Source organism: Idiomarina rhizosphaerae (assembly GCF_024159085.1).
GTDB lineage: Bacteria > Pseudomonadota > Gammaproteobacteria > Enterobacterales > Alteromonadaceae > Idiomarina > Idiomarina rhizosphaerae.
In genome coordinates this window covers 182,149-201,902 of the sequence record NZ_JAMZDE010000005.1, presented here as the reverse complement: position 1 = coordinate 201,902, position 19,754 = coordinate 182,149, and the positions used below count along the sequence as shown (strand labels likewise).

Genomic DNA, 19,754 nt, shown 5'->3' with positions numbered 1-19,754 from the left:
ACAAAAAAGAGGGTCTTGATTTGACTACTATCGTATCTGTTCGCCGCGGCGATAAAGTTGTAATTGGCGGAGACGGCCAGGTTTCCTTAGGTAATACCGTAATGAAAGGTAATGCGCGTAAAGTGCGTCGCCTATACCACGATAAAGTGCTGGCAGGTTTTGCCGGCGGAACCGCAGACGCTTTCACCTTATTCGAACGTTTTGAATCGAAGCTTGAGCAACATCAGGGAAACCTGATGCGTGCGGCTGTGGAACTGGCAAAAGACTGGCGTACTGACCGGGCGTTGCGGCGACTGGAGGCTCTGCTCGCGGTTGCTGATAAAGAAACGTCACTGATTATTACCGGTAATGGTGACGTTGTGCAGCCAGAGAATGACCTTATTGCGATTGGTTCCGGTGGCCCGTTTGCGCAGTCGGCAGCAAGAGCTTTGCTGGAAAACACTGATCTGAGTGCCCGCGACATTGTACAAAAAGCACTGACCATTGCAGGCGATATTTGCGTGTATACCAATGGCAATCAGACCATTGAAGAAGAAGAGTCTATTGCTGAAGACAAAACGAAGCAGGGGAAAAAATAAGATGTCTGAGATGACCCCAAGAGAAATTGTAGATGAATTAAACCGACATATTATTGGGCAGGATAAAGCCAAACGCGCTGTCGCCGTAGCTTTGCGTAATCGCTGGCGCCGGATGCAGCTGGATGACGAGCTGCGTCAGGAAGTGACACCTAAGAATATCTTAATGATTGGCCCTACCGGTGTGGGTAAAACTGAAATTGCCCGTCGCCTGGCTAAATTAGCGAAAGCGCCTTTCATTAAAGTTGAAGCGACTAAGTTCACAGAAGTGGGTTATGTGGGTAAAGAAATTGAATCCATTATTAAGGATTTAACCGACGTTGCTGTGAAACAAACGCGCGAAGAAATGATGCAGAAGGTACGTTACCGCGCTGAAGAAGCGGCGGAAGAGCGTATTCTGGATGTGCTGCTGCCACCAGCGAAAAAGTCTTCTTCTGGTTGGGCTCAGCAACAGGAAGAGACGCCGGAAAACGATGACCAGCGTGGTACGCGTCAGGTATTCCGTAAGAAATTACGAGAAGGTCAGCTGGACGACAAAGAAATTGAAATTGATTTAGCCATGCCGCAAATGGGTGTTGAAATTATGGCGCCGCCGGGTATGGAAGAAATGACGTCGCAGTTGCAGAACATGTTCCAGAATATGGGCAGCGATAAGACAAAAGCACGCAAAATGCGTATTAAAGATGCTTATAAGCAGTTGGTTGAGGAAGAAGCGGCGAAATTGCTGAACCCCGACGAAGTAAAAGAAGCTGCTATTGAGTCTGTTGAGCAGAACGGCATTGTCTTTTTAGATGAAATTGACAAAATCTGTAAGCGCGGTGATACCAGCGGGCCGGATGTTTCCCGCGAAGGTGTGCAGCGCGACTTACTGCCTTTGGTTGAAGGGACTACGGTGAATACCAAGCACGGTATGATCAAAACCGATCATATTTTGTTTATTGCCTCCGGTGCCTTCCAGATGAGTAAGCCGTCAGACCTTATTCCTGAATTACAGGGGCGTTTGCCTATTCGGGTTGAGCTGGAAGCACTGACCAGTGGCGACTTCGTGCGTATTCTGACAGAGCCAAGCGCGTCGCTGACGACTCAGTATCATGCTCTGCTGAACACCGAAGGTGTTGAAGTTAGCTTTACTGAAGAAGGTATCCAACGCATTGCTGAAGTGGCATTCCATGTAAATGAAACCACAGAAAACATTGGTGCGCGTCGCTTACATACGGTGCTGGAACGGTTAATGGAAGAAATTTCCTTCCATGCTACGGACCACAGCGGTGAGAAGCTCGTTATTGATGCCGATTACGTGAATGAACATGTCGGTGAGCTATCGCAGGACGAAGACTTAAGCCGCTTCATCCTGTAAAATACTCTGCAGAAATTGTAGAGCTAGAAAGCCGTTGCAAACTCTCCGGGTGGCAACGGCTTTTTATCGCCTTGAATTTGGCGTTCAATAAACTGTTCGGCAAATTGCAGGCGCATTGGCGGTGAATAGAAATAGCCTTGCATCATGTCGCAACCCAGCTTTTGCAACATGTCCTGCTGCTCTTGGGTTTCAATGCCCTCGGCGATAACGCGTTTACCCAGACCGTGAGACAAGCGGATCATAGCTTTTAAAATAGTGACATCGTTATTATTTTGCTGCAGTTCGCTGACAAAGCTGCGATCTATTTTAATTTTGTTAATAGGTAATGAACGAAGATAAGCTAGGGAAGAGTGGCCGGTACCAAAGTCATCAATAGAAATGCCAAAGCCCATTTCCCGTAACCGCTGGATAACACTCATGCCGTTGTGTAAATCTGACATGGCCACGTTTTCGGTGATTTCCAGCTCCAGCCATTCGGGTGAAATTTCGTAGTCTTCCAGTAACTGCTGCATTTTTTCTATTAACTGAAAATGCTGAAATTGTGGCGCGGATAAATTCACCGCTATGGGCCAGCAGAGACCAAACTTTTGTTTCCAGGAAGCAAGGATAGCGGCTGCATTATTAAGAACCCAGTCATCGAGTTCGGTGGACAGCCCCAATTGCTCGATATAAGGCAGAAATTCCGCCGGACTCAGCAGGCCACGTTTTGGGTGCTGCCAACGGATAAGGGCTTCAAAGCCGCAAAGTTGTTGATGGTCAAAGTCAAACTGCGGCTGAAGATATAGAGTGAATTCATTCTCTTGCATAGCGCGGCGCAAAATTGGCTCCATATCAACCAGATAGGAGTACATCTCATCCATACCCCGTTCATAAACGGTAACACTGGGCTGGTGTGACTGCTTTGCCTGAGTCAGCGCAATGGTTGCTTTATTGAGTAGAACTTCCGAGCGACTGCCGTGCTGAGGGTAGCGCGCAATACCAATACCCGCCGCAATATTCAGCGTTTTATCGCCCACCTCAATGGGGTTACTCAGTGTGTCCTGAAGCTCTGCAGCCAAATCTTTTATAAGACTTCGGCTTTTTAAGTGATCAAAGGCAAGAGCAAAGACATCGCCACTAATACGGGATACCGCCAGAGGCTGTTTGCGAAAGTTCTGCAGGCGTCGCGCAATTTCTTTTAACACCTGGTCACCACCGCGAATACCAATGTTTTCGTTAACCACTTTAAAGCGACTGACGCCAACAAGCATAATGGTTAACTGGCGGTTGTTACTGCGGCAATACTCGATGAATAAAGGAATTTTACTGACCAGTTGGTCACGGTTAGAGACTCCAGTCAGTGCGTCATGGGTATGCAGATACTCAGCTCTTTGGATGGCGCGAACTGCGGTATTGCGCTCAGATTCCAGTAACCAAATGATAATACCGACGATAATTGCCGCAATTATAATGATATTTAAAAGTGCCTGAAAGCTGAGAGCCCAGTCCACGGCGTTTCCGGGTAAAGAGAAAATAACGCTAAGTACGATTAAGTTCTTAAAACCGATACTGAAAAAGCCACCAGACACCAGTTTGGGGCCGATACCGCTTCCTAATTTCCGCCACATAAGCAAGCTGATGGCGACTAACGCTACGCCAGTGACCAGGAACCGCATAAACCCTGCATTAGGGGTGTTACCTGCATCGCTGATGGTGGGATCTAGCCAAAAATACGAAATAATGCCACCAACCAACGACACACCATAAGCTATATATTGCCAGTAATTTTGCGGTTTTTTATTAAAAGCGGCGCAAGAGGCACCCAGCGCAATAAACGAAATGGCGAGGTACTGGCAGGTTAAGGCGATTCCCTGTAAACCACTGGACCAGCTAAGCGCGGACTCCGGCACCACCATTGCGCTGCCAGCCAGAAAGGCTCTGATGATTTCTCCTGGACCAAATGCAAAGCAGGCGAAAGCCCAGTAGCCTAGATAATCGCGCTGGTAATATTTATGGTAATACATCAGCAAAGCGGCAAATCCGAGCAGAAAAACTGCCTGTATTGAATGCGCAAAGGTCTCTATAGCCAGACTGGTCATGAGGTCAAGCTGGGGCATGAAAATAGCAATTCACTTTATTATTATTATAGTTAGTTAGATTAAACGGGTTTTTATTCTATAATTCAAGGGTTTCGTTGCCGCTATCAGGTTGCTTTTGTCCGCACCGGATAGCAGGTATACTGCCAGCTACTGCTATAGCAACGTCAGGAATACAATCATGGAATACAACACTTCAGAACTTTGCGATTTATACCCCGACATGGTCGATGTGGTTGAACCCATGTTTGAGTCTTACGGAGGCCGCAGCTCTTTTGGCGGGAGTTTGGTTATTATCAAGTGTCACGAAGATAAAGGGCTGATTGAAGAAACCATTGCTGCCGACGGTGGTGGTAAGATTTTATTGATTGATGGTGGGGGCTCATCACGCCGCGCTCTGGTTGATGCTGCCATAGCCGAGCAAGCCATGGATAACGACTGGGAAGGCATAGTCTGTTACGGCGCCGTGCGCGAAGTTGATGCGCTGGAAGAGCTGGATATTGGCATTCTGGGCGTTGCTTCTATTCCGGTTGGAGCAATTAGTGAAGGTGTGGGTGAGCTGAACGTGCCGGTAAACTTTGGCGGCGTAACCTTTTTGCCGGAAGACCACCTTTATGTTGATACCACTGGCGTTATCTTGTCTCCGGAACCATTAGATATTGAATGATGAGTGAGATCTCTTACCTGGAACTAACCGACCCGGCAAAGTGGGTGACGGTACGCGAACAAGAAACCAAAATTGGTCAGGCTATTCGGGTGCTCTCGGAACAGGGCACTTATGAAGAGAGCCTGGCTGCAGCCTGGGAAGACGGTCAGCGAGTTGCACTGGTGGGCGTTCCTGAAAGTATTGGAGTGCGCGCAAACCTTGGCCGTGCCGGCGCAGAGGATGGCTGGCAGTCTTTTTTAAAAAGCTTCCTTAACCTGCAAAAAACCGGCCTGCTTTCCACACATGAGTTGTTGTTGGTTGGAGCGGTTAATTGTGACGACTTAAACGAAAAGGCCGCTGAACTCGATGCGACAGACGCTCATGATCTGGCCACTTTACGTGAACTTTGTGCGCAGGTTGATGCCCGTGTTGAGAAAATCCTGACGCCGCTATTCGAGCAGGGTTTTGAGGTCATTGTCATTGGCGGGGGTCACAATAATGCGTATCCGCTGCTGAAAAGCTTACATAAAGTGACAAAGGAAGCTTGTGGTGCGGTCAATTTAGACCCTCATGCAGACTTCCGTCCGCGTGAAGGCCGTCATTCGGGCAATGGCTTTAGTTACGCTTATATGGAAGGCGCGCTGGAGTTTTATCATATTGTTGGTCTGCATCAGGGGAAAAACTCAGCCAGTAGTCTGCGTCAGCTTCAGGATGCGGGAATGCGTTATCATACCCTGCACCGCTTATATGAGCGCTCATTTGTCGAGGTAATGGACGAAGTGGTAGCGAAAGCCGTGTCCTGGCAGCGACCGCTGGGTATTGAGGTAGACGTTGATGCATTAAATGCCGTGCCTGCCAGTGCGGTGAATTATGTTGGTTTGAGTCTTGGGCAGGGTTTTCAGTACGTTAAGCGTTTAGCTGAGGTGAACGAAGCGCGCTATTTACATCTTGCCGAAGCCGCGCCGTCATTGTGCAGTGCAGGCTTCGACGAAGGTATGAAAATATGTGGACAGTTGCTTAGCGAGCTGACCACGGCTTACTTACACGGTCGTGAGCGACGCCGTTAAACCACAAGGTTTTTAGCGGGTTCACGCCAAACTGGTAAGTGAGCTCAGCGGCGTCTTTGCAATTCCATAGTGCTAAATCTGCGTAACAGCCTTCGGCAATAACGCCGCGCTGGTTTTCGCCTAATGCTTTTGCTGCATTGACGGTAACGCCCCGCAGACACTCTTCCGGTGTCATGTGGAAAAAGGTAGCCGCCATTTGCAGCATTAACGGTAAGTTGTGAATTGGCGATGAGCCTGGGTTTGCATCGGTGGCAATGGCCATGGGCACAGCATGTTTTCGCAGTAACTCAACCGGCGGTTTTTGCGTGTCGCGCAGGAAGTAAAATGCACCGGGCAGCAGCACTGCCACAGTGCCATTTTCGGCCATGGCCTTCACACCCTCTTCATCCAGCTGTTCAAGATGATCAGCCGATAACGCCTGATAGTCCGCCGCCAGCTTGGCACCTTTCTGGTTGGTGATTTGTTCGGCGTGAAGCTTAATTGGTAGCCCTAATTCTCTTGCTGCTTTAAACACTTTTTCGGTTTGTGCCGGGCTAAATCCAATACTTTCACAAAAAGCATCAACCGCATCGACCAGGCCTTCATTAGCCAGCGTCGGTAAAATGTTTTGGATAATTTCTGCAATATAGCCGTCGGCGTTATTGCTAAATTCGGAAGGTACCGCGTGCGCAGCCAGTAAAGTCGTTTTAATGTTCACCGGCAACTGCTCAGCTAACTGGCGTGCTACGGTTAACTGTTTGCGCTCGTTTTCGAGGTCCAGGCCGTAACCGGACTTCACTTCTATGGTCGTCACCCCTTGCGACATAAGCGTTTCTGCGCGCTCTAAAGCCAGTTCCAGTAACTCTTCCGCGGAGGCTTCACGGGTGGCTTTAACCGTGCTCTTGATACCACCGCCCTGCTCGGCAATTTCCTGGTAGCTGGCACCATGCAGACGTTGCGAGAATTCGTTGGCGCGGGACCCGGCCCAAACCAGGTGAGTGTGACAATCAATTAACCCGGGAGTCAGTAGACCGCCGTTACCGTTAATAACTTCCGCAGTCGGGGTAGCGGGGGCGTCAAAAGCGGCACCCACAAATTCAATTTTGCCCTTATTAATAATGACTGTAGCGTCCTGGATAAGGCCATAACCCTTATCATCCGTCATTGTCGCTGCGTTGATATTTTCTATGCGTTGCATAACAGTCCTTTAAGGTTGATTCTAATAAAAGAGTAGCAAAAGCTTCTTGTATATACAATTATTCTGAACTAGACTTTTAGCCTCAAAAACATCGAGTCATGTCATTTACATTTTGGGGTCGGGATGAACAAGTTCTCAAAGATAAAACAGCATATTTATCTGAAGATAGAATCCGGTGAGTGGCCTGAAAACCACCCTGTCAGTTCAGAAAATGCCTTGTCGGCGCAGTTTTCTGTCAGTCGAATGACGGCAAGACGCGCGCTACAGGAATTGGCCGACGAGGGTCTGGTCATTCGTACTCAGGGCTCTGGTACCTACGTTGCGCCAATTAAGTCACAAACCTCATTTATGGCTATTCGCAATATTGCCGATGAAGTGCGTTCACGTGGTCACGACTACCGCGCCAAAGTGCATATGCTGAAAGAACAACCAGCCTCAACTCAGGTAGCTGAAGCGCTTGAGCTGGAAGAAGGCAGTCCGGTGTTTCATTCGTTAATCACCCATTTTGAAAACGACTTGCCGGTGCAGCTTGAAGAGCGTTTTGTTAACCCCAAACTGGTTCCCGATTATCTTAAGCAGGATTACAGCAAGGTGACTCCGCACGAATATTTATGCGTGGTCAGCCCGCTCACCGAAGCCAGTCATCAAATTGAAGCCATTCTGCCGGTCAACACGCTATGCCAATACTTAAGTATCGACCGTCACGAACCTTGTCTCAGAATTTTGCGCCGCACCTGGAGCTCGGGTGGTGTGGTGACTTTCGCCACGCTGACCCACCCCGGCTCCCGCTTTAAATTAGGCGGCCATTTAACCTTTAAGGAGTAAGTCATGTCATTCACCCGTTTGGATAAAAGTCGCAAGATAAGCGCACCTCATGGAACCGAGCTAACCACCTGCAACTGGCAGGTAGAAGCTGCAAAGCGGATGCTGATGAACAATCTGGATGACGAAGTGGCCGAACACCCACAGGCGCTGGTTGTTTACGGCGGCATTGGTCGTGCAGCGCGCAGCTGGGAATGTTATGACAAAATTATTGAAACCTTAGAGCGCCTGAAGCCAAACGAATCTCTCTTGATTCAGTCAGGTAAGCCAGTGGGCGTATTCCCTACCCATGAAGACGCGCCGCGAGTATTGATTGCGAACTCTAACCTGGTGCCGGAATGGGCTAACTGGGAACACTTTAACGAGCTCGATAAAAAAGGCCTGATGATGTACGGGCAGATGACCGCGGGTTCGTGGATCTATATTGGTTCACAAGGCATTGTGCAGGGCACCTATGAAACCTTTGGTTCGGTCTCGCGTCAGCACTTTAACGGTGATGCAAAAGGTAAGTGGGTACTTACTGGTGGCCTTGGCGGTATGGGTGGTGCTCAGCCATTAGCGGCAACCATGGCCGGTTTTTGTATGTTGGCTGTTGAATGTGACGAGTCGCGCATCGATTTTCGCTCGCGTACCGGCTATGTCGACCATAAAGCCACCAACTTAGACGATGCGTTAGAATTGATTAATGACGCCATGGCGAAAGGCGAAGCGATTTCAGTGGGCTTACTGGGTAACGCCGCTGACGTTTACGCTGAATTGCAGCAACGCGGCGTGACGCCAGACGTAGTGACTGACCAGACGTCTGCCCACGACCCTCTGCATGGTTATTTGCCACAGGGTTGGACACTGGAAGAATACAAAGCGAAGCAGGAAAGCGATGCCACTGGTACGGTAACTGCTGCGAAAGAATCTATGGCGGTGCAGGTGCGCGCTATGTTGCACTTCCAGAAAGAAGGCGCGGCAGTACTGGATTACGGTAACAACATTCGTCAGATGGCCAAAGACGTAGGTGTTGATAACGCCTTTGACTTCCCGGGCTTTGTGCCGGCTTATATTCGTCCGCTGTTTTGCGAAGGCATAGGTCCATTCCGTTGGGTTGCGCTTTCCGGTGACCCGGAAGACATCTACAAAACCGACCAGAAGGTCAAAGAACTGATTCCGGATAACGAGCATTTGCACAACTGGCTGGATATGGCCAAAGAGCGCATTAGCTTTCAGGGCTTACCGTCACGTATTTGCTGGATTGGCCTCAAAGATCGCGCCCGCATTGCCCGCGCGTTTAACGACATGGTCAAAAGTGGTGAGCTAAAAGCACCGGTCGTTATTGGCCGTGACCACCTGGATTCTGGCTCTGTTGCCAGCCCGAACCGTGAAACTGAAGCTATGCAGGACGGTTCTGATGCAGTATCGGACTGGCCACTGCTGAACGCTCTGTTGAATACAGCGGGTGGCGCGACCTGGGTTAGCCTGCATCATGGCGGCGGCGTGGGTATGGGTTACTCACAGCACGCCGGTGTGGTCATTGTAGCCGACGGCACCGAAGAAGCCGACAAGCGCTTAAGTCGCGTGCTGTGGAATGACCCGGGTACGGGCGTTATGCGTCATGCCGATGCCGGATACGATATTGCGAAAAACTGCGCCCGTGAACAAGGGCTTGATTTACCTATGCTGGATACGAAGTAAGGAGGTTGCATGAGTCATTTTGAATTACAGCCAGGACAGTTGCAGTTAAGTGAACTGCGCAACTGGTTTTATCAGCATCAGACGTTAAAGCTGTCTGATGAAGCGAAAGACAACATTGCGACTTCGGCGAAAACCGTTGCGGATGTGCTGGAGCAGGGCCGTGTAGTTTACGGTATTAATACCGGCTTTGGGCTACTGGCTAATACTCGTATTCCTCCGGAGCGTCTGACCGATCTTCAGCGTCGCATTGTGTTATCGCACGCCGCCGGCACCGGTGACTTAATGGAAGACGCGGTTGTACGCTTAATGCTGCTGCTGAAAGTAAATTCCTTGTCGCGCGGCTTTTCGGGCGTGCGTCCGGTGCTCGTTGATGCGCTGATCAAGCTATTGAACGCCGAAGTTTACCCTTGCATACCGGAAAAAGGTTCAGTGGGCGCGTCGGGTGATTTAGCGCCGTTAGCACACATGGTATTGCCGCTAGTGGGTGAAGGCACGGTCCGCCATAACGGCGAGGTGCTCAGCGCCGAGGAAGGCTTGAAAATAGCGGGCATTGAACCTTTTGAGCTGGCTCCGAAAGAAGGACTGGCTTTGCTGAACGGCACTCAGGCATCAACGGCATTAGCGTTGGCAGGTCTGTTCCGTATTGAACGTAATTTCCATGCCGCCATTGTGGTAGGGGCGACCTCTGTTGAAGCGGCAATGGGCTCACGGGCCCCATTTGATGAACGCGTTCACGCGGTGCGTGGGCAACCGGGGCAGATTAAAGCAGCGGAAATGTTGCGTCATATACTGACCGACAGCTCTGAAATTGCCAAAGATCACGAGAACTGCGAGAAAGTGCAGGACCCTTACTCTTTGCGTTGCCAGCCTCAGGTAATGGGTGCGGTTTTAGACCAAATTGAGCACGCCTCGGGCATTTTGGTGCGTGAAGCTAATGGGGTCACTGATAACCCACTGGTGTTCAGCGAAGAGCAGGACATTATTTCCGGTGGTAACTTCCACGCCGAACCAGTCGCTATGGCGGCAGACATTCTGGCGATTGCTGCCAGCGAAATTGGTGCTTTGTCAGAGCGTCGTAGCGCCCTGCTCATAGATAGCCATTTAAGCAAGTTACCTGCGTTTTTGGTCAATGACGGTGGGGTTAACTCGGGCTTTATGCTGGCACAGGTTACCGCTGCAGCATTGGCGTCAGAAAATAAAACGCTGGCGCATCCGGCGTCTGTGGACAGTCTGCCGACTTCGGCTAATCAGGAAGACCATGTGTCGATGGCAACCTTCGCGGCACGCCGGTTAACGGACATAGCTAAAAACGTCAGCGATATTATTGCCATTGAATGGTTAGAGGCGGCGCAGGGTCTGGACTTCCGTCGTCCTTTAAAAGGTGCGGCGGCCGTTGAGACTGCATTTAACTGCTTACGTGAGCAAGTGGCTTACTATGCTGAGGATCGTTTCTTTGCGCCGGACATTAAAGCAGCCAGCGACCTGATTCAAAATGGTGAGTTAGCGGCAGTGGTGAAACTACCGCATATTTTGTCTGAAGCTTAATTCTGCGGGCTAGTCCCGTTTTGCCAGAACCACAAAGCGGCCGGTAAATTCTGCTACCGGCTGCTCTTCATCTAATATTTGAGCTTTAATCGTTAAACGTGCATTTTTCCCTTGTTTTAATGCAGAAAAGTCACCGGTAACGTCGCTTAAACGCGCTATTGCCCGGGGTTCCTGGGTAACTGGCTTGTGGTAGTGAATGTTACCATCGCCTAATACCACTGCTCCTTCCAGTTCCCGCTCTAACAGCTGTAAATGTAGCAATCCCCAGCAGGTTAAGGTACCCAGTGAGTAAATGCTGCCGGCAAACATGGTGCCGTGCACATTAATGTTTCGCGAGAGTACCGCGCGGGTTTCGAATACCCGGCCCGTATACTGATGAATTTTAATCCCCATGGCATCGGAAATAGGAATGTCTTCCTGCCAGGTTTTCTGCAGCTCGGTACACCACTCAGGCCGATAAATAATGCGGTTATATTCAGTGAAGGATTTACGTAGATGATGTTCTGCCATGGGGTTATTTACGGTATCGGCTTCTTCCGCTACGTCGTAACCACACTTTTTATAAAAGCCAATGGTGTTGTCGCGTGAGTTGATCACCACATGGGTTGCGCCTTCTTTGCGCGCAGCAAGCTCAAGAGCGTAGATAATAGCGACCCCATGCCCTTCGCCCCGGTATTCAGGAGCAACCGCCATAAAACGTATTTGAGCCTCCTCTGGGCTGTTAAAATGCAGGCGGCCAACCGCAACCGGTTCCTCTGCTTCATTTACCACCATTCGGTGATGACCCACCTGATCGTACTCGTCTTGTTCCGAGCCTAGAGGGCGTTGAAAAGGCTCGCGCAGAACCCGCCAGCGAAGGTAGTAATAACGCTCGAGTTGTTCGTCTGTTTCCGGAGTAATAACGCGATACATAGGTGTTATACCTTCAATTCAAATGTGACCGGGCCGTCATTGACCAGTTCAACCTGCATATCCGCTGCAAAACGTCCGGTTTTTACCGGCAAACCTTGCGCAGCTATTTGCTTACAAAATACCTGATATAAATGCTGTGCCTGATCGGGCGTTGCCGCTGAAGAAAAGCTGGGACGACGGCCTTTACGAGTATCGGCGGCTAAGGTGAATTGAGAAACCACCAAAACTTCACCCTGGGCATCGATAACACTGTTATTCATTTTGTCTTCGGCGTCACTGAATACGCGATAATTGGCTATGCGCTGAGCTAACTTGGTAGCACTGGCTTCGTCGTCTTTGTGTTCAACACCTAACAAGATTAACAGCCCCGGCCCGATAGAACCGACCAGTTCATCGGCAACAGTGACTTTGGCACGGCTAACGCGCTGAATGAGTCCGATCATGAGTACATACCTTTCAAAAACAGAATGGCTATGGTCGGTGAAAATGCGAAGCAGGTCAATCAGACTTCGGCTCAGGCTGCTGTAACTGATACTCCTCTAAACTGACGGTTAAAACGGCGCCAATAAGTACGATTAACCATGACAGATATATCCATACGATAAGAATCGGGATGGTTGCCAGTGCGCCGTAAATGGCCTGATAAGTTGGGAAGAAAGTAATGTACAATGAAAACAGTTGTTTACTCAGTTCAAACAGAAATGCCGCAATAACCGCACCAAAGGCCGCGTAACGGAATCTAACCTGACGGTTAGGCACTAACTGATACATGAGCACAAAGAATACAAAGGAGCTCACAATGGGTACGAACCATAAGACAAAGCTTTGTATGCCGGAAACATATTCATCAGCAAACTGGCTGAGCGACATCAGATAAGAGGTTGCAGCCAGGCCTGAGCCAATAAGCACCGGGCCTAATGTAAGCAGCATCCAGTACACAGCAAAAGAGACCAACCAATGGCGTTTGCTTGAATCCCGCCAGATATTATTCAGCGCTTTATCAATGGCCGACATGAGCATAATGGCGACAATAAACAGGAAACCGACACCAATTGCTGTCATCTTGGAGGCATTGGTCACAAACTCGTTAAGGTATTGCTCGAGCTGTTCACCCGAAGTGGGGAGTAAGTTAGCAAATATTGCCTGCTCCAGGTTTTCCTGCAACTCTTCAAACATTGGAAAGGCTGAGAAAACTGTGAACATAACAACCAGAAGGGGAACCAACGACAGCATGCTGACGTAGGTCAGGTGGCCTGCGGTGATATTGGTATTGTCGCTGTTAAACCTTTGCCCAAAGTACTTTAGAAAGCCTAAGGTGTGGTTGAAATACAATTTCCATTCAATTTGCTTCATGGTGTATTGAGCTAATCCAGCTTTATTCACGTAGGGAAGTTATAACTATCATGATAGAGAGTAGTGCAAATGGCAATGGTGGTATTAGGTGCTGGCGGCGGATTAGGTCGGGCCATCACTCTGGAATTAAGCAAGCAATACCCCGATGACAGAGTATTCGCGTTGTCGCGGCAGCGGGTTTCGGAGCAAGAGTCGACAGACGTAACCTATTGCCAAATAGAAGACTATGATGAGAAAGTACTTGGCGCCTGGGTTAGTGAGTTTAGAAATAACGGTGAGCAGTTAAGTGGTGTTATCTCAACCATAGGTATGTTGCATGACGAAGAAACCTTTCCGGAGAAAAAGCTGACCGATATAACGGCCGACAATTTGAATAAGTTATTTTCCGTTAACGCAGCGAAACCTATGCTGGCGCTAAAGGCTTTTTTGCCAATTCTTGACAGAAAGAAGACTCGCTTTTGGGTACAGTTGTCAGCGAAAGTCGGCAGCATTGAGGATAATTATTTAGGTGGCTGGTATGCCTATCGCTCAAGCAAGGCCGGGTTAAATATGCTGTTGAAAACGGCTTCAATAGAGTTAAAGCGTACTCATAAAAGCCTGACTGTAGCGGCAATACACCCGGGTACAACAGACACCCGTTTGTCGGAACCTTTTCAGGAACGAATATCTGCCGACAAATTGTATTCGCCCGAGCTCTCTGCAGAGCGCATTGTGGCTGTTGTGAAAAACTTAAAGCCGGAAAATACCGGGGCGCTATGGCACTGGGATGGTAGCCGTTTACCTTACTGATTTAGTTTGCTTTTTCTAAAGGAATGTCTCTTACTTGATATGAGGCACAATTCAGTGCAAGGAGAATGCAATGTTATATATTTTAGCTATTTTACTTCCACCTGTTGCAATTTTACTTACAGGTAAAATCTTTCAGGCGATATTTAATGCGGTTATCGCCATTGTCGGCGTGGTGCTTTTTATTGTTTCACTTGGTGCGCTGGGCGCTCTTTACATTATCGCTATTCTTCACGCTATTATTGCGGTGCATGGTTATCACCGGGACAAACGCGACGAACGTATCATTAAAGCTGCACGAGGTGACAAATGAGAAAATGGACATTGCCGTTGGTAACGGTCTTTATGCTGTCAGCATGTCAAAGTGCTTACTACGGTACTATGGAAAAATTTGGTGTAGAAAAGCGCGATATTCTGGTCGATAGAGTGGATGATGCACGCGATTCGCAAACCGATGCTCAGGAAGAGTTTCGTTCTGCGTTAGAACGGCTGGACGCCATGCTGGATATTGATGGTGGTAATCTGGAAAAGCAATATAATGCATTACTTGATGATTACGAAGACAGTAAATCGGCGGCAGAGAGTGTTCGTAGCCGCATAGACGAAGTTGATGAAGTCGCCAATGACTTATTCGACGAGTGGAGCGAAGAGCTGGGTGAATACAGTAACGACAATATGCGCCGCGAGAGCGAGCGGCAGTTGCGCGAAACTGAGCGTCGCTATGCTGAACTATTGAGGGTTATGGAGCGTGCGGCAGATAAAATGCAGCCGGTTCTGGATAAAATGCAGGATAACGTGCTTTATCTGAAACATAACTTAAATGCTAAGGCTATTGACGCCATTCGGGGTGAGTTTAGTAATCTGCAAAGCGATATTTCCGTATTAATAAAAGATATGGAAGCGGCCGTAGCTGAGTCGAACCGTTTTATCGAAGCAATGAAAGACTCTTAATCTTAATAAGCAGGAGATAATATGACCGTTTTATTTATTGGTGGCAGTCGTCGTAAGGATTCACTTAATACCAAACTGAAACACCGTTTAGCCGAAGTGGCTGATAAACACGGTATTCGCTATGAACTGGTCGATGCGGATGCGCTTGACGCGCCGATTTACCATGGTGATTTAGAAGCCACCGACGGAGTGCCTGAGTCGATGAAGACCTTAGGTGAGAAAATTCAGGCAGCATCGAAAGTTGTTCTGGTGAGCCCGGAGTATAATTCGTCGGTGTCGCCGCTGATAAAAAATGCGATTGACTGGGTGTCACGGCTTGATAGCCAAGCGTGGGCCGGTAAAACAGTTTTACTGGCTGCTGCGTCTCCCGGCGGTTTAGGTGGTTTGCGAGCCGTAAGTCATTTACGCGATATTCTTGCCAATGTTCAGGCGTGGACTGCGCCTCTATGCGCCAGTTGTCCTAAGGCCAGCGATGACGCTATTGCGGCAATGGATGAAAGTTTTCTGAAACAATTTTTAGAACAAGGAGAGGGCTAGTTAGTGATTGACTGGCAAGTTGTAGAGGAATTAGGTCCTTACTCATGGAATGGTATAGGCACCGCGCTACTATGTGGTGCTATTGTGGGACTGGAACGACAAATTAGGGGTAAGCCCGTAGGTATAAGAACAGCGGCACTGATTATTCTGGGAACCTATTTGTTTTTGGTTGGTGGTTCTTCAGCCGTTGGTGAAAGCGGCGATCCATCTCGGGTTATTGGTCAAATTATTACCGGTATTGGCTTTCTTGGCGCTGGCGTTATGCTGGCACGAGATGGTGTTGTAGTTGGTGTTACATCAGCAGCGACCATCTGGGCTCTGGCGGCAATTGGCATTGCGGTTGGCCTGGGTATGTACGGGGTTAGCATTGTGTTGTCGCTGGTTATTGTTGGTGTATTACTTGGCGTTGACCTACTAGAAGACACTTTTCAGTCCTTGACCCGCGGCGTACACCGAAAATACAGTGGTTGGCGTCGTAGCCGCGGTGACAGCAATGAGCCTTAGCGTTTTAATCCATTAACGTAGCTATCGATAGCCTGGTTGCCGTACTCAACTAGAGGAAAGTAATCAGGCGCGAGTAGCCAGTTGTAAATAAGGCCGTCGACCAGAGAGAACAAGCCAATAACCGCCACGCGTGAGTGGACTGTCGGCGCAAGTTCATTTTTCTTTAAAGCAGTTTCGAAGAGCTTTTCGACATCGCAAATGCACTCGTTGCGACCGCTTATATGTCTTAATTTAATTGGGTTTACTTCGTCAATGTATTCACATTTATGTAGAAGAATACTGGCTAATGAACGTACCTGATCGTCGTCCTGAACACGGCGAATAAACTCTTTAGAGCGTTCTTTGACTTCAATTAATGGATCAAACTCGGAGCCTTCAGCAACTTGTTCCCGCATTTCATCAAATGGTAGTTTAACGCGCCCCATAAGAGACTCAATTAAGTCCATTTTATTCTCAAAATGATGGTAAATTGCACCGCGAGTAACGCCTGCCTTCTCCGCCACTTGCATCATCGACGTTTGAGTCACACCTTTTTCGCTGAACAAAGCTTCAGCAGCATCTAACAATTTGGCGCGGGTCTCCATTGCGTCTTCTTTTGTGCGTCGAACCATTTCGGGCTCCTATTTCTTAGCATCCGTTCATCATTATAACGGCTTTTGCGTAATCATGCACCTATGTATGTATATTTTGATACAAGGTTTTTAAAACAAATAGGGAAAAGCGGTTGTGGAATGGACATTCGACCCTAATAATAAGGGTATACATTTAATTCGCAAACGCTGAGGTGTGTGATGAAAAACGAACTTGATAACAAACTGATGTTGGATGCGTACGAAAAGATCCACACTCATGGAGAAGCTCGTCAGGGGCGCCATTATTTAGACGGTATAGAAGCTTATACTGACCATGACGGCTATACGGTCTTTCTGGAAGGGCATGGTGTTACATTAACCCTGCAATTCCATAATTCGTACAACCTAAAGTACGATAACGAAAGACAGTATGACCAATTTATACGGGCACTTAAGAATATCAGCAAAGGTTATGAAACGCCGGGACTGGAAAGGGGATGAGCCAGGATAAAGCTTACACCATAAAGGAAGAGGTGGCTCATGCACTAACTCATGGCATTGGTGCCGTTTTGAGTATTGTTGCCTTAGTTTTCATGTTGATCTGGTCTGCTGCCTATGGCGACGCTTGGCATATTGTTGCGGCCAGTATCTACGGGGCAAGCCTTATTCTGCTTTATACCGCCTCTACGCTTTATCATGCCTTCCCCTGGCCAAGAATGAAAGCGGTGTTCCAACAGCTTGATCATGCCGCTATTTATATTTTAATTGCCGGTACCTATACACCATTTGCCTTAATAAATTTAAGAGATGCGTGGGGCTGGACGTTGTTGGGTGTGGCCTGGGGCATAGCTTTGGTGGGTGTCGTGCTTGAACTTTGTATGAAAAAGCGAATTGGCTGGTTGTCCCTTACTCTATACCTTGGCATGGGCTGGATGGCTTTAATTGCAGTGAACCCGATGATCGATAACGTTGACAGTGGTGGATTAATGCTGCTTGTTGCCGGTGGTTTAGCTTATACGCTGGGCGTTGTTTTTTATGTTTGGAAGTCTTTGCCTTATCACCACGCCATTTGGCATTTATTCGTGTTGGCTGGCAGTGTTTTCCATTTCTTTTCGATTTTTTATTTCGTGCTGCCGCAGCCGGAATTGCTCAGCGTAGGTTAGCTTTTCGTTGAGTTTCAGACATAAAAAAGCCCGCTGATGTAGCGGGCTTTTTTGATTACAGATTAAGTCATCTATTAACCGTTCTTCGGCTCACGGCCTAAACGTTTACGATCGTTTTCTGTCAGTGCGCGTTTACGAATACGAATAGACTCTGGCGTTACTTCGACCAGCTCATCATCGTTGATAAACTCAAGCGCCTGTTCCAGCGTTAAACGAATTGGTGTACTCAGCGTCTGCGCTTCATCAGTACCTGATGCACGAACGTTGGTCAGCTGCTTACCTTTCAGACAGTTTACTGTCAGATCGTTTGAACGATTATGAATACCGATGATCTGGCCTTCATAAACTTCATCACCGTGCGAAGCAAATAACTTACCGCGTTCCTGCAGGTTAAACAGTGAGTAAGTCAGAGCTTTACCCTGAGCATTTGAAATTAGTACACCGTTACTACGCTGACCAATGGTTCCGCCTTTGTGCGGACCGTAGTGATCAAACGTATGGTACATAAGGCCAGTACCTGACGTCAGTGTCATGAATTCTGTCTGGAAGCCAATCAAACCACGGCTTGGTACTTCAAAGTCAACGCGGACGCGACCTTTACCGTCTGGTGTCATGTTGGTCATTTCAGCTTTACGCAAGCCTAATTTTTCCATAACGGCGCCCTGATGCTGTTCTTCAATATCAACAGTCATGGTTTCATAAGGTTCCATTTTCTTACCATCTTCGTACTTGATGATAACTTCTGGACGAGAAACGGCTAATTCAAAACCTTCACGACGCATGTTTTCAATAAGAACACCTAAGTGAAGCTCACCACGGCCTGATACGCGGAAACGATCCGGGTTGTCAGTTTCTTCAACGCGTAAAGCTACGTTATGAACTAATTCTTGTTGCAAACGTTCAAGAATTTGACGAGAAGTAACAAATTTACCTTCTTTACCTGCGAAAGGTGAGGTGTTGACCTGGAAGGTCATAGTTACTGTTGGCTCGTCAACTGTCAGTGGCTTCATAGCTTCAGCTTTACCAACTGCACACACGGTGTCGGAGATTTTTAACTCGCCGAGACCGGTAATGGCGCAGATGTCGCCTGCTGCAGCTTTGTCCGCTTCAATGCGATCAAGACCTAAGTAGCTAAAGACTTTACCAATTTTGCCGTTACGTTCTTTGCCGTCGGCACCAACAATAGTCACTTGCTGGTTAACTTTAACGCTACCGCGGGTAACACGACCAATACCAATAACGCCTAAGTAGCTCGAGTAATCAAGCTGTGACACCTGCATTTGCAGGTCGCTTTCAGGGTCAGCATCGGGATGGCTTACCTTACTAACGATAGTTTCGAACAATGGCGTCATGTCGCCGCCTTGATCTTCTATGTCTAATGATGCCCAGCCGTTAAGCGCTGATGCGTAAACTACCGGAAAGTCTAGTTGTTCGTCAGTAGCGCCCAGGTTATCGAATAAGTCGAATACCTGATCCATTACCCAGTCAGGGCGTGCACCAGGACGGTCAACTTTGTTAATAACAAGAATAGGGTTCAAACCATGAGAGAAGGCTTTCTGCGTGACAAATCGAGTTTGAGGCATAGGACCGTCAACGGCATCAACCACCAACAATACGGAGTCTGCCATAGAAAGTACGCGTTCAACTTCGCCACCGAAATCGGCGTGTCCCGGAGTATCCAGAATGTTGATGCGGTAATCTTGCCAGTTAACCGCGGTGTTTTTGGCGAGGATAGTAATACCACGTTCTTTTTCAAGATCGTTGGAATCCATAATACGGTCTTCTATTTCGCCACGGCTTTCTAAAGTGCCAGACTGTTGCAACAACTTGTCGACTAGGGTGGTTTTACCATGGTCAACGTGCGCGATAATCGCGATGTTGCGTAATTTTTCTATATCAAATACCTGAATTGTCATTAAGAACTGCCTGTAGTTGTCCGGGAATGAAACCCGTCCAAGGGGTTTTGTGAAAAATAGCGGCGTATTCTACCTTTTTGAGTTGGATTAAGAAAGACCTGATTGTTTTTTGT

The 19,754-nt window shown here is 48.2% G+C and carries 21 protein-coding genes; 14 read left to right on the top strand and 7 right to left on the bottom strand.

Going from position 1 to position 19,754, the window contains the following annotated elements; genetic code table 11:
* Positions 1 to 20 precede the first annotated feature (20 nt).
* On the top strand, positions 21 to 578 hold the full coding sequence (gene hslV / locus NJR55_RS05025) for an ATP-dependent protease subunit HslV (protein ID WP_253618406.1): 558 nt from the start codon (positions 21 to 23) through the stop codon (positions 576 to 578).
* Between the two features lies 1 nt (position 579).
* Positions 580 to 1,932 carry an ATP-dependent protease ATPase subunit HslU gene (gene hslU / locus NJR55_RS05020; protein ID WP_253618404.1) on the top strand — a complete coding sequence of 451 codons (1,353 nt, stop codon included), beginning with the start codon at positions 580 to 582 and terminating at the stop codon, positions 1,930 to 1,932.
* A gap of 23 nt (positions 1,933 to 1,955) precedes the next feature.
* Here the strand turns inward: hslU and NJR55_RS05015 are convergent, their stop codons facing one another.
* Positions 1,956 to 4,028 (bottom strand): putative bifunctional diguanylate cyclase/phosphodiesterase, encoded by a 2,073-nt coding sequence (locus tag NJR55_RS05015; RefSeq protein ID WP_253618402.1) that lies wholly within the window; start codon positions 4,026 to 4,028, stop codon positions 1,956 to 1,958.
* A gap of 160 nt (positions 4,029 to 4,188) precedes the next feature.
* Here NJR55_RS05015 and rraA point away from each other — a divergent pair, with 160 nt between their 5' ends.
* Complete coding sequence (rraA, locus tag NJR55_RS05010) at positions 4,189 to 4,674, top strand: ribonuclease E activity regulator RraA (protein WP_253618400.1); 486 nt, start codon at positions 4,189 to 4,191, stop codon at positions 4,672 to 4,674.
* On the top strand, positions 4,671 to 5,720 hold the full coding sequence (locus NJR55_RS05005) for a formimidoylglutamase (RefSeq protein WP_253618398.1): 1,050 nt from the start codon (positions 4,671 to 4,673) through the stop codon (positions 5,718 to 5,720). The genes rraA and NJR55_RS05005 overlap by 4 nt, the downstream gene beginning before the upstream one ends.
* Here NJR55_RS05005 and hutI read toward each other — a convergent pair.
* Positions 5,671 to 6,897: an imidazolonepropionase gene (gene hutI, locus NJR55_RS05000; RefSeq protein ID WP_253618396.1), complete on the bottom strand. Its 1,227-nt coding sequence runs from the start codon at positions 6,895 to 6,897 to the stop codon at positions 5,671 to 5,673. The two genes, NJR55_RS05005 and hutI, sit on opposite strands and share 50 nt — an antisense overlap.
* Before the next feature lie 123 nt (positions 6,898 to 7,020).
* Between hutI and hutC the strand changes: the two genes are divergently transcribed.
* Genes hutC through hutH form a run of 3 tightly spaced genes read left to right on the top strand, consistent with a single transcriptional unit; the run spans position 7,021 to position 10,947 of the window.
* On the top strand, positions 7,021 to 7,722 hold the full coding sequence (gene hutC / locus NJR55_RS04995; protein WP_253618394.1) for a histidine utilization repressor: 702 nt from the start codon (positions 7,021 to 7,023) through the stop codon (positions 7,720 to 7,722).
* A 3-nt stretch (positions 7,723 to 7,725) separates the two neighbouring features.
* Positions 7,726 to 9,402: a urocanate hydratase gene (gene hutU, locus NJR55_RS04990; RefSeq protein WP_253618392.1), complete on the top strand. Its 1,677-nt coding sequence runs from the start codon at positions 7,726 to 7,728 to the stop codon at positions 9,400 to 9,402.
* 9 nt (positions 9,403 to 9,411) lie between these two features.
* Positions 9,412 to 10,947, top strand: coding sequence for a histidine ammonia-lyase (gene hutH, locus NJR55_RS04985; protein ID WP_253618390.1), 1,536 nt, complete (start codon positions 9,412 to 9,414; stop codon positions 10,945 to 10,947).
* A 9-nt stretch (positions 10,948 to 10,956) separates the two neighbouring features.
* Here hutH and NJR55_RS04980 read toward each other — a convergent pair whose 3' ends face one another.
* Genes NJR55_RS04980 through NJR55_RS04970 form a run of 3 tightly spaced genes read right to left on the bottom strand, consistent with a single transcriptional unit; the run spans position 10,957 to position 13,212 of the window.
* Positions 10,957 to 11,859, bottom strand: coding sequence for a bifunctional GNAT family N-acetyltransferase/hotdog fold thioesterase (locus NJR55_RS04980; protein ID WP_011235674.1), 903 nt, complete (start codon positions 11,857 to 11,859; stop codon positions 10,957 to 10,959).
* A 5-nt stretch (positions 11,860 to 11,864) separates the two neighbouring features.
* On the bottom strand, positions 11,865 to 12,302 hold the full coding sequence (gene dtd, locus NJR55_RS04975; protein WP_253618388.1) for a D-aminoacyl-tRNA deacylase: 438 nt from the start codon (positions 12,300 to 12,302) through the stop codon (positions 11,865 to 11,867).
* Positions 12,303 to 12,357: 55 nt separating this feature from the next.
* Positions 12,358 to 13,212 carry a virulence factor BrkB family protein gene (locus NJR55_RS04970; protein WP_253618589.1) on the bottom strand — a complete coding sequence of 285 codons (855 nt, stop codon included), beginning with the start codon at positions 13,210 to 13,212 and terminating at the stop codon, positions 12,358 to 12,360.
* Between the two features lie 69 nt (positions 13,213 to 13,281).
* Between NJR55_RS04970 and NJR55_RS04965 the strand changes: the two genes are divergently transcribed.
* The 5 genes from NJR55_RS04965 to NJR55_RS04945 all read left to right on the top strand — a co-directional run bounded on the left by NJR55_RS04965 (position 13,282) and on the right by NJR55_RS04945 (position 15,990).
* On the top strand, positions 13,282 to 14,001 hold the full coding sequence (locus tag NJR55_RS04965; RefSeq protein WP_253618385.1) for an SDR family NAD(P)-dependent oxidoreductase: 720 nt from the start codon (positions 13,282 to 13,284) through the stop codon (positions 13,999 to 14,001).
* Between the two features lie 70 nt (positions 14,002 to 14,071).
* Entirely contained in the window at positions 14,072 to 14,311 is a 240-nt protein-coding gene (locus NJR55_RS04960; protein WP_011235670.1) for a hypothetical protein, read from the top strand.
* A complete protein-coding gene (locus tag NJR55_RS04955) occupies positions 14,308 to 14,949 on the top strand; it encodes a DUF2959 domain-containing protein (RefSeq protein ID WP_253618383.1) in 642 nt (213 codons plus the stop codon). The genes NJR55_RS04960 and NJR55_RS04955 overlap by 4 nt, the downstream gene beginning before the upstream one ends.
* A 21-nt stretch (positions 14,950 to 14,970) precedes the next feature.
* Positions 14,971 to 15,486 (top strand): NADPH-dependent FMN reductase, encoded by a 516-nt coding sequence (locus NJR55_RS04950; RefSeq protein ID WP_253618381.1) that lies wholly within the window; start codon positions 14,971 to 14,973, stop codon positions 15,484 to 15,486.
* Between the two features lie 3 nt (positions 15,487 to 15,489).
* The gene (locus tag NJR55_RS04945; protein WP_253618379.1) at positions 15,490 to 15,990 is read left to right on the top strand and encodes an MgtC/SapB family protein; all 501 of its coding nucleotides are present in this window, start codon (positions 15,490 to 15,492) and stop codon (positions 15,988 to 15,990) included.
* Here NJR55_RS04945 and NJR55_RS04940 read toward each other — a convergent pair.
* Complete coding sequence (locus NJR55_RS04940) at positions 15,987 to 16,601, bottom strand: TetR family transcriptional regulator (protein ID WP_153850152.1); 615 nt, start codon at positions 16,599 to 16,601, stop codon at positions 15,987 to 15,989. The genes NJR55_RS04945 and NJR55_RS04940 overlap by 4 nt on opposite strands.
* A 180-nt stretch (positions 16,602 to 16,781) precedes the next feature.
* Between NJR55_RS04940 and NJR55_RS04935 the strand changes: the two genes are divergently transcribed.
* Positions 16,782 to 17,063: a DUF3081 domain-containing protein gene (locus tag NJR55_RS04935; RefSeq protein ID WP_153850151.1), complete on the top strand. Its 282-nt coding sequence runs from the start codon at positions 16,782 to 16,784 to the stop codon at positions 17,061 to 17,063.
* On the top strand, positions 17,060 to 17,725 hold the full coding sequence (gene trhA, locus NJR55_RS04930; RefSeq protein WP_253618377.1) for a PAQR family membrane homeostasis protein TrhA: 666 nt from the start codon (positions 17,060 to 17,062) through the stop codon (positions 17,723 to 17,725). Before NJR55_RS04935 ends, trhA begins: the two co-directional genes overlap by 4 nt.
* Before the next feature lie 74 nt (positions 17,726 to 17,799).
* Here the strand turns inward: trhA and typA are convergent, their stop codons facing one another.
* Positions 17,800 to 19,641 carry a translational GTPase TypA gene (typA, locus tag NJR55_RS04925; protein WP_253618375.1) on the bottom strand — a complete coding sequence of 614 codons (1,842 nt, stop codon included), beginning with the start codon at positions 19,639 to 19,641 and terminating at the stop codon, positions 17,800 to 17,802.
* Positions 19,642 to 19,754: the final 113 nt, after the last annotated feature.

Coding starts and splice junctions, on each gene's coding strand:
- hslU (WP_253618404.1), top strand. CDS start 580: ATGTCTGAGATGACCCCAAGAGAAATTGTAGATGAATTAAACCGACAT.
- NJR55_RS05015 (WP_253618402.1), bottom strand. CDS start 4,028: ATGCCCCAGCTTGACCTCATGACCAGTCTGGCTATAGAGACCTTTGCG.
- rraA (WP_253618400.1), top strand. CDS start 4,189: ATGGAATACAACACTTCAGAACTTTGCGATTTATACCCCGACATGGTC.
- NJR55_RS05005 (WP_253618398.1), top strand. CDS start 4,671: ATGATGAGTGAGATCTCTTACCTGGAACTAACCGACCCGGCAAAGTGG.
- hutI (WP_253618396.1), bottom strand. CDS start 6,897: ATGCAACGCATAGAAAATATCAACGCAGCGACAATGACGGATGATAAG.
- hutC (WP_253618394.1), top strand. CDS start 7,021: ATGAACAAGTTCTCAAAGATAAAACAGCATATTTATCTGAAGATAGAA.
- hutU (WP_253618392.1), top strand. CDS start 7,726: ATGTCATTCACCCGTTTGGATAAAAGTCGCAAGATAAGCGCACCTCAT.
- hutH (WP_253618390.1), top strand. CDS start 9,412: ATGAGTCATTTTGAATTACAGCCAGGACAGTTGCAGTTAAGTGAACTG.
- NJR55_RS04980 (WP_011235674.1), bottom strand. CDS start 11,859: ATGTATCGCGTTATTACTCCGGAAACAGACGAACAACTCGAGCGTTAT.
- dtd (WP_253618388.1), bottom strand. CDS start 12,302: ATGATCGGACTCATTCAGCGCGTTAGCCGTGCCAAAGTCACTGTTGCC.
- NJR55_RS04970 (WP_253618589.1), bottom strand. CDS start 13,212: ATGAAGCAAATTGAATGGAAATTGTATTTCAACCACACCTTAGGCTTT.
- NJR55_RS04965 (WP_253618385.1), top strand. CDS start 13,282: ATGGCAATGGTGGTATTAGGTGCTGGCGGCGGATTAGGTCGGGCCATC.
- NJR55_RS04960 (WP_011235670.1), top strand. CDS start 14,072: ATGTTATATATTTTAGCTATTTTACTTCCACCTGTTGCAATTTTACTT.
- NJR55_RS04955 (WP_253618383.1), top strand. CDS start 14,308: ATGAGAAAATGGACATTGCCGTTGGTAACGGTCTTTATGCTGTCAGCA.
- NJR55_RS04950 (WP_253618381.1), top strand. CDS start 14,971: ATGACCGTTTTATTTATTGGTGGCAGTCGTCGTAAGGATTCACTTAAT.
- NJR55_RS04940 (WP_153850152.1), bottom strand. CDS start 16,601: ATGGTTCGACGCACAAAAGAAGACGCAATGGAGACCCGCGCCAAATTG.
- NJR55_RS04935 (WP_153850151.1), top strand. CDS start 16,782: ATGAAAAACGAACTTGATAACAAACTGATGTTGGATGCGTACGAAAAG.
- trhA (WP_253618377.1), top strand. CDS start 17,060: ATGAGCCAGGATAAAGCTTACACCATAAAGGAAGAGGTGGCTCATGCA.
- typA (WP_253618375.1), bottom strand. CDS start 19,641: ATGACAATTCAGGTATTTGATATAGAAAAATTACGCAACATCGCGATT.